Here is a 12,821-nt window from a genome sequence, read left to right as displayed (position 1 = left end):
ATGTCCGATCACACCGCACTTCGTCGCGCCGCATTCCGGCGCAGCATCGCCGCCCGCCAGGGGCTGCTCGTCGCCGGCACCTTCAATGCGCTCAGCGCCCGGGTCGCGGCCGACCTCGGCTTCGGCGCGCTGTACCTGAGCGGCGCTGGCGTGACCAACATGTCGCTCGGCCTGCCCGATCTCGGCTTCGTCGGGCTCGGCGAGCTGGCCGAGCACACCGCGCGCGTGCGCGACGCCGTCGATCTGCCGCTGATCGTCGATGCCGATACCGGTTTCGGCAATGCGCTCAATGTGCTGCATACGGTGCGCACGCTCGAGCGCAGCGGCGCCGACGCGATCCAGCTCGAGGATCAGGTGCTGCCGAAAAAATGCGGGCATTTCGCAGGCAAGGAAGTGATTCCGGCCGCCGAGATGGTCGGCAAGCTGAAGGCGGCCGTCGACGCGCGCGTGGACCCGAACCTGCTGATCGTCGCGCGCACCGACGCGGCCGCGGTCCACGGCATCGACGACGCGATCGAGCGCGCGCACCGCTATGCGCGAGCAGGCGCCGACGTGCTGTTCATCGAGGCGATGGATACGCCGGAGGACGTCGAGCGGCTGCCGGCGCTGTTCGATACGCCGCAGCTCATCAACATCGTGATCGGCGGCAAGACGCCGACGCGTTCACGCGACGAACTCGCACGGCTCGGCTACGGCGTGGTGCTGTATGCGAACGCTGCGCTGCAGGGCGCGGTGCGCGGCATGCAGGCCGCGCTGACGGAGCTGCGCGACACGGGCCGGCTCGACGAAAACCCCGCGCTCGTCGCGCCGTTTGCCGAACGGCAGCGACTCGTCGACAAGGCGCGCTTCGACGCGCTCGACGCCCGCTACGCGGCCGACCGCGCGTAAGCCGCCGGCACGGGCGGCGCCGGCAATACCGGCGGTCGCCCGGTACGGACGAACCAACTAAAACAGGAGACGCCCGTGGCAACTTCCTTTGCCGGAGCGGCCGGCGAGCCGCCGCGCATCGGTTCGATCGTCGGCGGGCTGGCCGGCAACCTGATCGAGTGGTACGACTTTCTCGCCTACAGCATCTTCTCGATCTACTTCGCGCCGTCGTTCTTTCCGGCCGACCGGCCGACCGTGCAATTGATGAACACCGCGGCGATCGCGGCCGTCGGATACATCGCGCGGCCGGCGGGGAGCTGGCTCGTGGGCCTGTATGCGGACCGGCGCGGGCGCAAGGCCGCGCTGACGAAGTCGGTGCTCGCGATGTGCGCGGGCTCGATGCTGATCGCCGTCACGCCCGGCTATGCAACGATCGGCGTGCTCGCGCCGGCGCTGCTGGTCGCCGCGCGGCTGCTGCAGGGGCTCAGCATGGGCGGCGAATATGGCACCAGCGCGACGTACCTGAGCGAGATCGCGCCGCCGAACCGGCGCGGTTTCTACGTCGGGTTCCTGCAGGTGAGCGTGGTCGCCGGCCAGCTCGTTGCGCTCGGCCTGATGCTCGCGATGCAGCGGATCTTCGCGGGCACGCACGACATCGAGCGCTGGGGATGGCGGATTCCGTTCTTCGTCGGCGGCCTGCTCGCGTTGTTCGCGCTCTACATGCGTCGCAACGTCGTCGAAAGCGATGCGTTCATCGCCAGCCGGGCGCGCGCGGCGAAAACGCGCGTGTCGGCCGATCTCGCGGCCCACTGGCGCGAACTGCTGCTCGCGATCGGCATCACGATCGGCGGCACCGTCGCGTTCTATACGTACACCGTGTACATGCAGAAATACCTGGTCAACTCGGTCGGCCTGCACAAGGAAACGGCGACCTGGGTCTGCACGATCGCGCTGCTGCTGTACATGCCGCTGCAGCCGCTGTTCGGCCTCGTGTCGGACCGTGTCGGGCGCCGGCCCGTGCTGCTGTGGTTCGGGATCGGCGGCGCGCTGCTGTCGGTGCCGATCTTCACGGCGCTCGGGCACGTGCACGAGCCGCTCGCCGCGTTCCTGCTGGTGTTCGCCGGGCTCGTGGTGCTGAGCGGGTTCACGTCGGTGCACATGCTGGTCAAGGCCGAGCTGTTCCCGCCGCAGATCCGCGCGCTGGCAGTCGGGCTGCCTTATGCGCTGACGACGGCGATCCTCGGCGGTACTACCGAATTCGTCGCGCTGCGGCTGAAGGCGGACGGCAACGAGCCGATGTTTTTCTGGTACGTCGCGGCCTGTGCGGCGATTTCGCTGGTCGTGTACTGGCGGATGCCGGAAACCCATCCGGCGAAACGCATGCGGGCGGAACGGCAGGCGGCGGGCGCGGCCGTGCCCCGCTGAATTGGTGCGAAGCCGCATGCGAAACGCTTATGGATAAATAACACGGCAGTGATGCTTCGCCGCCGCAATTGCTTCTAGTATCTGCAGGACGCCGACGGGCTGCCTGGCCGTCGGTGGAGAGCAGACGAGACACACGACCTACATTAGTACATCTAAAAAAATGGAGTCGAGTCAATGATCGAATTATCCGAGGGCCAACGGATATCCGCGCGCGATGCCGCTTCCGGCGGCGCGCCGCCACTGCAGTCGATTCCGGTCCATCCTGTATTCAAGGCGTACAACCGTTCGAAGCTGGACGATATCCCGCAGCTCGCGACGCTGCCGCCGCAGATGCGCGAGCAGATCGGACTGGTCGCGCGCGTGCTGCCGTTCAAGGTCAACCGTTATGTCGTCGAGCAACTGATCGACTGGACCCGCGTGCCTGACGATCCGCTGTTCCGGCTGACGTTTCCGCAACCGGACATGCTCGCGCCCGACGATCTCGAGCAACTGGCCGTGCTGTCGCGCGACGCCGCGCGTCACGACGAACTGGACGCGCTGGTCGGGCGCCTGCGCGCGAAGATGAACCCGCATCCGGCGGATCAGCGGCTCAACGAGCCGGAACTGGACGGCGAACACTGCCCCGGCATTCAGCACAAGTATGCGCAGACCGTGCTGTATTTCCCGAGCCACGGGCAGACTTGCCATGCGTATTGCACGTTCTGCTTCCGCTGGCCCCAGTTCGTCGGCGACGCGTCGCTGAAATTCGCGTCGAGCGAAGCCGCGCAGCTGCATCGTTACCTGCGCGCGCATGGCGAAGTCACGGACCTGCTGATGACGGGCGGCGATCCGATGGTGATGAGCGCGGCCCGCCTGCGCGAGTACCTGATGCCGCTGCTGGAGCCGGGGCTCGAGCATATCGGCAACATCCGGATCGGTACGAAGGCGCTGACGTACTGGCCGTACCGCTTCGTCAGCGATCCGGACACGCCCGAGCTGCTTGCGCTGCTGCGCACACTGATCGATGCCGGGCGCAACGTGACCTTCATGGCGCACCTGAACCACTGGCGCGAGCTGTCGACGGAGATCGCCGAGCAGGCGGTGACGAACCTGCGCCGCATCGGCGTCGTGATCCGCTCGCAAGGGCCGGTGCTGCGTCATATCAATGACGACGCCGAAGTCTGGCGGCGCAACTGGGTCGGGCAGGTGCGGCTCGGCATCGTGCCGTACTACATGTTCGTCGAGCGCGATACGGGGCCGCGCGCCTATTTCGAACTGCCGCTCGCGCGGGCGCTCGAGATCTACAACGCGGCGATCGCATCGGTGTCGGGGCTCGCCCGCAGCGCGCGCGGCCCGTCGATGAGCGCGGGCCCCGGCAAGGTCGAGGTCGCGGGCACGCTCGAGCTGCAAGGGCAACGCTACTTCCTGCTGAATTTCCTGCAGGCGCGCGACCCGCGCTGGTTGCGCCGGCCGTTCCTCGCGAAATATTCGGCGACGGCCTGCTGGCTCGACCAGCTCGAACCGCCGGACGGCGAGCCCGCGTTCTTTTTCGACGCGCCGTATCGCGCGTTCGTCGACGCCCATCAGCACCAGCCGGAGCACGCATGATGGCGCCCGGCAAACAAGCCGCCGACGTCGCGATCGTCGGCGGCGGCTACACGGGGTTATCCGCCGCGATCCACCTCGCGGAACAGGGCGCGACGGTCGAGGTCTGCGACGCCGACCCGCCCGGCGACGTGCCGAGCGCATTCAACTTCGGCTCGGTGGCGAGCGTCGCGCCGGCGCTGCCGCGCGGCCCGCGCTCGGCGGAGCATGCGCAGGCCGCGGAGCGCGAGGCGGCACGGGCCATCGCCTATCTTCAGCGCTTCGTCGACAGCCGCAACCTCGCGTGCGGCTGGGCGCATCCGGGGCATATCACGCTGGCGTGCGACGACGCGTCCGCGGCGCAGCTCGCGCGCCGGTTCGAGTATTACGCGGCGCAGCCGGATGCGCGCGTCGCGTGGCTCGACGCTCAGGCCGTCGCGCGGGAGACCGGCGCGGCGCGTGCGGTGGCCGGGCTGCTGAACCTGCGCTTCGCGCTGATCCAGCCGCGCGCGCTGCGCGATGCGATGCGGATGCGGGCCGCGACGCTCGGCGTGCGGATCCGGCGCGGGGCCCGCGTGAACGCGTTGCGGCTCACGCCGGATGCGGTCGCGCTCGACCTCGACGGCGCGACGCTCATCGCCGGTTCCGCGCTCGTGTGCGCAGAGGACGCGTGGCCGTTGCTGCCGGACGGCATACGCCCGCCGCTCGAACGTTACGGTACGCACCTGCTGGCCACCGGCGTGCTCGACGAGGCGACGCAGCGGTGCATTTCGATGCAGCCGCGCGTGTACGGCACGGTGTCCGCCGACAAGGACTATTTCAGGCTCGACGAAGGGCGGCTGCTGTTCGGCAGCCGGCTCGGCCTGGCGGCCGACGCGCCGCCCGCCGGCGCCGAAGCCGCGTTGCGCGCGCGGCTGGCTGCGTATTTCCCGGCGCTCGAACGCGTGAGCGTCGAGCGCGTATGGTCCGCGCCGCTCGGCTTCACGGCGCACGGCGTGCCGCACGTCGGCATGGCCGGACGGCTGGGCTGGTGCGGCGGCTATTGCGGCAGCGGGATCGCCGCGGCCGTTCACGGCGGCGCGGCGCTGGCCGGGCGCGTGCTCGACCGTGCCGGCCGGGCCGCCTTTCACGATTCGATCACCGGTGCCGGGGAGGCGCGATGAACCCTTTCGAATTCCAGACGCTCGACGGCGCGAAGCCGAGGGCCCTTGCGGGGGAAGAAGTCGACGTGCTCGGGATCGGCGTCGGCCCGTTCAACCTGAGCCTGGCGGCGCTGCTGGCGCCATTGGGCGGCTTGCGCTCGCTGTTCGTCGAGCGCCGGCCCGAGTTCCGCTGGCATCCGGGGCTGATGCTCGCCGATTCGTCGCTGACGACCAGCTTCCTGAAGGATCTGGTCACGCTGGCCGATCCGTGCAGCCGCTACTCGTTCATTGCGTTTCTGCAACGCACTGAACGCCTGTACTCGTTCGCGAACGCGCGCTTTCCGACCGTGCGCCGCCGCGAGTTCGAGCAGTACATGCAATGGGTGTGCGCGTCGCTCGACAACCTGCGGTTCGACTGCGAAGTCGAAAGCGTCGTGCGGGACGGGCGCGCGTTGCGCGTCACGACCTCGCACGGTGTCGTACGCACGTCGAATCTCGTCGTCGGCGTCGGCCTGCGTCCGACCATTCCCGCCTGCGCGCGGCCGCACCTGGGCGCCGACGTGCTGCATTCGTCGCAGTTCTGCACCGTGCAGCCGGCGCTCGCCGGCCGGCGCGTCGCGATCGTCGGCGGCGGCCAGAGCGGCGCCGAGCTCGCGCTGCACTTGCTCGGGCTGACGGGCGACGCGGCGCCCGCGCACGTCGCGTGGCTGACGCGGCGCGAGAACTTCCTGCCGATGGACGACTCGCCGTTCGTCAACGAATGGTTCGTGCCGCAATACAACGAGCATTTCTCGCGGCTGTCGCCGGAGCGCAAGCGCGACGCGCTCGACACGCAGCGTCTCGCGAGCGACGGCGTTACGTTGCCGCTGCTGACGGCGATCTACCAGCGGCTCTACGAGATCACGCACATCGAAGGGCGCACCGGGCATTGCGCGCTGATGCCCGGCCGCAACATGGCCAACCTGCATCGCGCGGACGGCGGCTTCGTGCTGAGCGTCGATGACGGCACCGGCGTGCATGCGCCGCTGCATGCCGACGTCGTGCTGCTCGCCACGGGCAGCGAATTCCAGATGCCCGGCGCGCTCGAATCGCTGCGCTTCGAAATGCACACGCGCAACGGCGTTCCGGAACTCGACGACGACTATGCGGTGCGCTGGAACCGGCCGAGCGCCGCGCGGATTTTCTTCCAGAACGCCGCGCGCACGACGCGCGGCATCGCCGATCCGAACCTGAGCCTGGCCGCGTGGCGCAGCGGCCGGATCGCGAATGCGATCGCGGGCACATCCGTCTATGAGGTCGGCACGCCGCCGGGATTCGTCGACTGGCCGCACGGCGCCGCGCCGCAGGCCGCCACCCAACAACTCGTGAACTGACAGGAGCACACCGCCATGACCCAAGCACCGGCCATGCTGTATCTCGACACGCGCGCGCTCGCGGGCGAACGGATCGCCGAAATCGACGCGGCGCGCAGCCTCGGGCTCGACCTGTATGTGGCGACGCCGACGCCGGACGCGTTCCGCTCGTTCGGCTGCGCCGGCATCATTCCGACGCGGCTCGGCGACTATGACGCCGCCGAGCGGACGATTCTCGAGTACCTGCGCGAACATCGCGTCGAGTTGTCCGGCGTCGTCGCGTGGAAAGATCTCGAGGTCGTGCTCGCGAGCCGGTTGTCGCAGCGGCTCGGCCTGCGCGGCACCGCGCCGGACGCCGCGCTCAACGTGCGCGACAAGGCGGCGACCCGCCGCGTGCTCGACGCGGTGCCGAACGCGAACCCGCGCTATGCGGTGGTCGGCAGCGAAGCGGAGTTCACCGCCGCGTTGAAGCGGATCGGTACGCCCGCGCTGCTGAAGCCGGCCGGCAACTCCGGCAGCCGCGGCATCTTTCCGGTCGGCGCGCACGACGATCCCGCCGAGGTCTATCGCGCGTTTCGCGCGTACAACTCGCCGGAGAAGGGCGAGATGTTCAGCCTGTACGGCGACCACGCGCTGCTCGAGGAGCAGTTGACGGGCAGCGAGCACTCGGTGTCCGGGGTCGTCGCGCACGGCCGCGTCGCGATCAACGCGATCATCGACAAGACCTTCGACCGGTCGATCCCGATCCAGTACGAGAACGTGACGCCGTCGCTGCTGCCGGCCGACACGCAGGCGGCCATTCGCGACATGGTGCGGGCGGGCGTCGCCGCGACCGGCATCGACTGGTGCGGCTTCCATGCGGACGTGATGGTCACGCGCGACGGCCCGAAAATCCTCGAAATCGGCGGGCGGCTCGGCGGCGAGTTCATCAACTCGCATCTGATTCCGTACAGCGTCGCGGGTTTTTCGCCGTATCGCACGGTGCTCGATCTCGCGCGCGGCGCGATCGACGGCCCGCTCGACGACCGGCTCGGCACCGCGTCGACGCGCGCGGGGCAGCGCATCGTGATGCCGCCGGGGATCGGCCGCATCGCCCGCGTCGAAGGCCTGGAGCGCCTGTGGCGCCGGCCGGAACTGCGCTTCCTGCAGATCGTCGCGGGCAAGGGCGCGCAGATGGCCTTGCCGAAGGACGTGTTCAAGGCATACGAGATCGCGTACCTGATCGCCCAGTGCGAGCTCGACCGCGACATCGCGGCGCTGCTGCGCGACCTCGCGGCCGACGTGACCGTGACGCTCGACTGACCCGGAGGCCATCATGCCGATCGACACGATCCGCCACCCGCGCCACTACCTGCTCGTGCCCGCGATGCCGGCGCCGAACGGGCGTCTGCACCTGGGCCATATTGCCGGCCCGTACCTGCGGCTCGACATGCTCGCGCGCCACCTGCGCAGCCGCGGCGACTGCGCGCGCATCGCGTGTGCGAGCGACCCGTATGATTCCTACATCCCGCTGCGCGCCGAGCAGGCCGGCATCGACGCGGCCGCGCTCGCGCGGCAGAGCTGCGCGGGCATCGTCGACGATCTCGCCGACATGAACATCGACGTCGACCTGTTCGTCGATCCGCTCGGCGACGCGCATCACGACGCGTACCTCGCCGCGCATGACGGGCTCGTCGCGCGGCTTGCCGCGCGGCAGCGCGTGTCGACGGTGCGCGAACGCGTGCCGTATTCGGCCGCGCGTGAACGCTACGTGACCGGCAGCTTCCTGCTCGGCCGTTGCCCGCAGTGCGCGCGGGGCGTCTCCGGATTCTTCTGCGAAGACTGCGGCGCGCATTTCCAGCCGGAGGATGTGCGCGAGCCGTCGGCCCGCTGGGGCGAGACGCTCGCGATGCGCGAACAGGACAACCTGTTCTTCGACATCGCGGACCCGGCCGCGCTGATCGCGCAACTGACGGGCACCGGGACCGCGCCGGTGTTCGTCGAAATCGCGCGCCGCCATCTCGAGCGGGACGGTGCGCGCTTTCGCCTGACGAACCATGCCGGCTGGGGGCTGCCGTATGCGCTGGGCGGCGAGCCGCGCACGCTGTTCGGTCACGGCCTGCTGTTCGGCGCGATCCGCCTCGTCGGCGATCTCTATGCGCGCAAGCACGGGCTGCGCGCGAATCCGTTCGATCGCGATTCGGACGTGATCACCGTGAACGGATTCGGGATCGACAATTGCGTCTCGCATCTCGTCGGCATCCAGGCGATGGCGATGGCCGACGGCGTGTCGAAGCCGTTCGACCGCTTCGTCATCAATCATTTCTACACGCTGGAAGGGCGCAAGTTTTCGACGAGCCTGCGCTGGGCGATCTGGGTCGAGGATCTCGCGGCGCGCACGCGTGTGCCGGCCGACGCGGTGCGTTTCTTCGTCGCGTCGACCAACCCGGTCGACGCGCGCACCGACTTCGACCGCGATGCGTTCTGCCGCTTCGTGAACGGGCCGTACGCAACCTTGCGGCGGCACGTGGCCGAGGCGATCGGCGGGCCGCTCGCGGCGCGCGTGCCGGCCGACGAAACGGTTCGCGCGGGCGAGGCGGCGTGGAACGACGCGCAGCGCGCGATGGATTTCGCGACGTTCGACCCGACGGCGCTGGCCCGGATCGTCGAGCGCTGGAGCGCGCGCTTCGACGGCGCGCGCGCGGCCGGCGACCTGTACGGCTGGACGAAGGGCTTCGCGCTGCTGGCCTACCCGCTGATGCCGGCGCTCGCGCGCAGCGCGTGGCGGGCGCTCGGGTTGCGCGGCGAACCGAACGCCGGCGATTTCGGGCGGCTGTCGGCGCCGGTCGTCACGCCGCTGGCCGGTTTCGACCCGGTCACGCCCGGCGAACTGGCGGCGGTCCTGCCTGCCGGCATGCAGGAGGTCGCATGACGGAAGGCGCACTCGAAGGGCTCGTGATCGTCGACCTGACGCGCGTGCTGGCCGGGCCGTTCTGCACGATGCTGCTGGCCGACCACGGCGCACGCGTGATCAAGGTCGAGCGGCCGTCGACAGGCGACGACGCACGCGCGTACGGCCCGTGGTACGGCGGCAAGTCGGCGTACTTCGCGTCGCTCAATCGCGGCAAGGAGAGCATCGCGCTCGACCTGAAGGACCCGGCCGATCGTCGCGTGCTCGACGCGCTGCTCGAGAAGGCGGACGTCGTCACCGAGAACTTCCGGCCCGGCACGATGGCGCGCATCGGCTACGACTGGGACACGCTGCATGCGCGCTTCCCGCGCCTGATCTACGGCAGCGCATCGGGGTTCGGCCACACGGGACCGTATCGCGACCGCCGTGCGTACGACATGATCGTCCAGGGGCTCGGCGGGATCATGAGCGTGACGGGCGAGCCCGGACGCGTGCCCGTGCGGGTCGGGCCGTCGATCGGCGACCTGGCGGCCGGCCTGTTCCTGACGACCGGGCTGCTGATGGCGCTCGTGCGGCGCGGCCGGACCGGGCAAGGCTCGAAGGTCGACATCGGCATGTTCGACTGCCAGCTCGCGCTGATGGAGTACTTCATCGGCCGTTACTTCGCGACCGGCGAAGTCACGGGGCCGGTCGGCAGCTACCGGCCGGCGATCGCGCCGCCGTTCGGCGTCTATCGCGCGGCGGACGGCCCGCTCATCATCGCGGCCGGCAACGACAAGCTGTTCCGGCTGCTGTGCGACGCGCTCGGCGTGCCGGCGCTCGCGGCCGATCCGCGCTTCGCGGGCGGCGAGGCGCGCAAGGATCACGAGGCCGAGCTCGAGCGCACGCTCAACGGCCTGCTGGCGGCGCACGGCGTCGAGGTCTGGTGCGAGCGGTTCGCGAAAGCGGGGCTGCCGGCCGGCCCGATCAACCGCGTCGACCAGGCCGTCGTCCATCCGCAGACGGCCGCGCGCAACATGCTGATCGACGTGGACGATCCGGAGGTCGGCCCGTACCGGCTCGTCGGCACGCCGATCAAGATTTCGGGCTGCCCCGATCCGTCCACCCGCCGGGCCGCGCCGGCGCTCGATCGCGATCGCGACGCGATTCTCGCGGAGCTGGGCCTGATTGGAGAGGAGGTGCACGATGAACGCGCGTAGGTTTCCGCACGTCGCCGCCATGCCGCCGGAATCGCACGTGCCGGGCGTCGTGTTGCGCCAGGCCGATTTCGCCGGGCTTGGCGACGGCGAGATTCCGTTTCGCGGCGGTTTGTTCACGGTCGAGCCGAACTGTACGTCGCGGCTGGACGTCCACGCGGTGCGCGAATGCTGGATGATCGCGCAGGGCAGCGGCCGGCTGACCTACGACGGCGAACCCGTGCGCGTGCGGGCCGGCGACGTGCTGTATTTCGAATCGCACCGCTCTCATCAGGTGCAGAACGACGGCTCGACACCGCTCGTGATCAGCACCGTCTGGTGGCAGGCCGATGCGGGTTGACCTCGCGATCGTCGGCGCGGGCGTGACGGGCGCGACGATCGCGCACGTGGCGGCGCGGCATGCGGACGCACTGCGCATCGCCGTGTTCGATGCGCGGCCGGCCGTGCAGACCGCCACGGCGCTGTCGGCCGGCGTGATCACGCCGTTCTGCGGCACCGGCGAGCGCCGGGCGCGATCGCTGGTCGCGAACGCGTATTACGGCGCGTGGGCGCGTGCCGGATGTTGCGTGCGGGACGCGCCGTTCGCATTCGTCGCGACCGCAGCCGATGCGGGTGGCCCGTTGCTCGCGACGCCGGTCGCCGCCGATACGCCGGGCGCGGACGAAGCGCTGCTCGGCGCGCTGCCGGCCGGCGAGCGTCTGTGGCGAGGCGGGCGCGCGTGGCTGGTCGACGTGCCGCGGCTGGTCGCGCGCTACCTGACCGGCACGCCTGCCGTCGAGCGTTTCGATGCGCCGGTCACGCACGTGACGCAAGGCGCCGGCGGCTGGATCGTCGTGGCCAACGGCGTGACGCTGCACGCCGACCGGCTCGTGCATGCCGGCGGCCCGTGGCCGGCCGTCGACGCGGAAGCGGGCGGCGACGCACGACCGGACATCGTCACCAAGAAGATCGTCGCGTTCGACGTCGACGGGCGCGCGTTGCCGCCCGCACCGGATGCGCCGGTCGTCTACCTGCCGGATGCGCAGGCGTTCCTTGCGCCGATGCACGCGCGGCGCGGCTGGCTGCTGAGCATCACGTCGCACGCGTGGGGCTGTGCCGCCGGCGCGCGCGTCGCGCCGAGCGCCGACGAGCGGGCATTGGCGCGCCGGCTGCTCGAGCGTCATTTCCCGGGCCTGCGCGATGCCCATCTCGCCGCGCGCGCGGCCGTGGACGGTTACACGGCCGACCGCAATCCACGGATCGCGCCGTTCGGCCGCCACGGCTGCTCGGTGGCGGGCGCGTCGGGCTCCGGCGTGCGTTTTGCGCCGGCGCTCGCGTATGAAGCGCTTGCCGCCGTCGGGCTGGCGTTCGAACCCGATCCCGCCACGACCCTGCCCTGGCCATCGGCGCACGATCGCGCCGAGTCACCGATTACTCCCTTCACCGAACCCGTTCAACCATGCATACCGAACTCGCCTGGGTCGCCGTCGCACCCGCCTTCGCGCTGATCTGCATCGGCGTTGCCGTGCGCCGCATCGCGCTGGTCGATGCGGCATTCTGGCCGTCCGCCGAAAAGCTCACCCATTACGTGCTGTTTCCCGCTTTCCTCGTGCATTCGATCGGACTGGCCGGCCCGCTCGACGCCTCGTCGAAGTCGACGATCCTGCTGCTGACGGGCCTCACGCTCGCGGTGCTGGCCGCGGTCGTGCTCGGCTGCCGGATCTGCGCGGTGCCGCACGCGTCCTTCACGTCGATCGTCCAGGGCTCGATCCGGTTCAACAGCTACATTTTCCTGTCGGTCGCGTCGGGGTTGCTGAGCCGTGCCGACTACGGGATCGCGGCGGTCGTCGTCGCGTACATGGTCGCGATCTCGAACACGCTCGTGCTCCTGTCGTTCGAGCATGGCCAGGCCGGCGGCCGCGGGTTCGTGGGAATCGTCGGCAAGGTGGCCGCGAATCCGCTGATCGTCGCGAGCGCGTTCGGGATCGTGCTCAACCTGACAGGCTGGCGCCTGCCCGCCGCGCTCGACCAGACCGTCGACGTACTCGGCGGCGCCGCGTTGCCGTTGAGCCTGATCTGCGTCGGCGCCGCGCTGCGGCTGCCGTTGCCGCGCAAGGAGGCGGCGCTCGTGCGCGCGGGGCTCGTGACCACCGCGATCCGGTTGATCGGCTTTCCGCTGCTCGCGCTGACCGCGACGAAGGCATTCGCGGTGCCGCCGCTGTCCGGCAACCTGATCCTGCTCTATTCGGTGCTGCCGTGCGCGAGCAACTCGTACGTGCTGTCCACGCAGTACGGCGGCAATCATCGGCTGATGGCATTCGTCGTCGCGTTGTCGACGGTGCTGTCGTTCGTTCCGATATTCATCGTGGCGCGCACGATGTAGGCTGATGCGCCGCTGCGCGGCCGG

At 70.0% G+C, this 12,821-nt stretch carries 11 protein-coding genes; all 11 read left to right on the top strand.

Features of this window, described 5'->3' with window-relative positions; all coding sequences use genetic code 11:
• The 11 genes from BBJ41_RS34330 (at position 1) to BBJ41_RS34280 (ending at position 12,797) form a co-directional block, all read left to right on the top strand.
• Complete coding sequence (locus BBJ41_RS34330) at positions 1-888, top strand: isocitrate lyase/PEP mutase family protein (RefSeq protein ID WP_069750777.1); 888 nt, start codon at positions 1-3, stop codon at positions 886-888.
• Positions 889-963: 75 nt separating this feature from the next.
• Positions 964-2,292 carry an MFS transporter gene (locus BBJ41_RS34325; protein ID WP_069750776.1) on the top strand — a complete coding sequence of 443 codons (1,329 nt, stop codon included), beginning with the start codon at positions 964-966 and terminating at the stop codon, positions 2,290-2,292.
• Between the two features lie 174 nt (positions 2,293-2,466).
• Positions 2,467-3,879 (top strand): KamA family radical SAM protein, encoded by a 1,413-nt coding sequence (locus tag BBJ41_RS34320; RefSeq protein WP_156814967.1) that lies wholly within the window; start codon positions 2,467-2,469, stop codon positions 3,877-3,879.
• Complete coding sequence (locus BBJ41_RS34315) at positions 3,876-5,018, top strand: NAD(P)/FAD-dependent oxidoreductase (protein ID WP_069750775.1); 1,143 nt, start codon at positions 3,876-3,878, stop codon at positions 5,016-5,018. The genes BBJ41_RS34320 and BBJ41_RS34315 overlap by 4 nt, the downstream gene beginning before the upstream one ends.
• Positions 5,015-6,370, top strand: coding sequence for a lysine N(6)-hydroxylase/L-ornithine N(5)-oxygenase family protein (locus tag BBJ41_RS34310; RefSeq protein WP_069750774.1), 1,356 nt, complete (start codon positions 5,015-5,017; stop codon positions 6,368-6,370). Before BBJ41_RS34315 ends, BBJ41_RS34310 begins: the two co-directional genes overlap by 4 nt.
• Before the next feature lie 15 nt (positions 6,371-6,385).
• Positions 6,386-7,651 (top strand): ATP-grasp domain-containing protein, encoded by a 1,266-nt coding sequence (locus tag BBJ41_RS34305; RefSeq protein WP_069750773.1) that lies wholly within the window; start codon positions 6,386-6,388, stop codon positions 7,649-7,651.
• A gap of 13 nt (positions 7,652-7,664) precedes the next feature.
• A complete protein-coding gene (locus tag BBJ41_RS34300) occupies positions 7,665-9,260 on the top strand; it encodes a methionine--tRNA ligase (RefSeq protein WP_069750772.1) in 1,596 nt (531 codons plus the stop codon).
• Positions 9,257-10,438, top strand: coding sequence for a CaiB/BaiF CoA transferase family protein (locus BBJ41_RS34295; RefSeq protein WP_069750771.1), 1,182 nt, complete (start codon positions 9,257-9,259; stop codon positions 10,436-10,438). Before BBJ41_RS34300 ends, BBJ41_RS34295 begins: the two co-directional genes overlap by 4 nt.
• Positions 10,425-10,775 carry a cupin domain-containing protein gene (locus BBJ41_RS34290; RefSeq protein ID WP_069750770.1) on the top strand — a complete coding sequence of 117 codons (351 nt, stop codon included), beginning with the start codon at positions 10,425-10,427 and terminating at the stop codon, positions 10,773-10,775. The genes BBJ41_RS34295 and BBJ41_RS34290 overlap by 14 nt, the downstream gene beginning before the upstream one ends.
• Positions 10,765-11,922 (top strand): NAD(P)/FAD-dependent oxidoreductase, encoded by a 1,158-nt coding sequence (locus BBJ41_RS34285; RefSeq protein WP_069750769.1) that lies wholly within the window; start codon positions 10,765-10,767, stop codon positions 11,920-11,922. Before BBJ41_RS34290 ends, BBJ41_RS34285 begins: the two co-directional genes overlap by 11 nt.
• The gene (locus BBJ41_RS34280) at positions 11,874-12,797 is read left to right on the top strand and encodes an AEC family transporter (RefSeq protein WP_069750768.1); all 924 of its coding nucleotides are present in this window, start codon (positions 11,874-11,876) and stop codon (positions 12,795-12,797) included. The genes BBJ41_RS34285 and BBJ41_RS34280 overlap by 49 nt, the downstream gene beginning before the upstream one ends.
• Positions 12,798-12,821 lie beyond the last annotated feature (24 nt).

It is taken from the genome of Burkholderia stabilis, from assembly GCF_001742165.1.
Lineage (GTDB): Bacteria > Pseudomonadota > Gammaproteobacteria > Burkholderiales > Burkholderiaceae > Burkholderia > Burkholderia stabilis.
The sequence above is the reverse complement of the archived record's forward strand: the minus strand, read 5'-3'. Positions and strand labels throughout refer to the sequence as shown.

Coding starts and splice junctions, on each gene's coding strand:
- BBJ41_RS34310 (WP_069750774.1), top strand. CDS start 5,015: ATGAACCCTTTCGAATTCCAGACGCTCGACGGCGCGAAGCCGAGGGCC.
- BBJ41_RS34285 (WP_069750769.1), top strand. CDS start 10,765: ATGCGGGTTGACCTCGCGATCGTCGGCGCGGGCGTGACGGGCGCGACG.
- BBJ41_RS34305 (WP_069750773.1), top strand. CDS start 6,386: ATGACCCAAGCACCGGCCATGCTGTATCTCGACACGCGCGCGCTCGCG.
- BBJ41_RS34320 (WP_156814967.1), top strand. CDS start 2,467: ATGATCGAATTATCCGAGGGCCAACGGATATCCGCGCGCGATGCCGCT.
- BBJ41_RS34295 (WP_069750771.1), top strand. CDS start 9,257: ATGACGGAAGGCGCACTCGAAGGGCTCGTGATCGTCGACCTGACGCGC.
- BBJ41_RS34300 (WP_069750772.1), top strand. CDS start 7,665: ATGCCGATCGACACGATCCGCCACCCGCGCCACTACCTGCTCGTGCCC.
- BBJ41_RS34315 (WP_069750775.1), top strand. CDS start 3,876: ATGATGGCGCCCGGCAAACAAGCCGCCGACGTCGCGATCGTCGGCGGC.
- BBJ41_RS34330 (WP_069750777.1), top strand. CDS start 1: ATGTCCGATCACACCGCACTTCGTCGCGCCGCATTCCGGCGCAGCATC.
- BBJ41_RS34290 (WP_069750770.1), top strand. CDS start 10,425: ATGAACGCGCGTAGGTTTCCGCACGTCGCCGCCATGCCGCCGGAATCG.
- BBJ41_RS34280 (WP_069750768.1), top strand. CDS start 11,874: ATGCATACCGAACTCGCCTGGGTCGCCGTCGCACCCGCCTTCGCGCTG.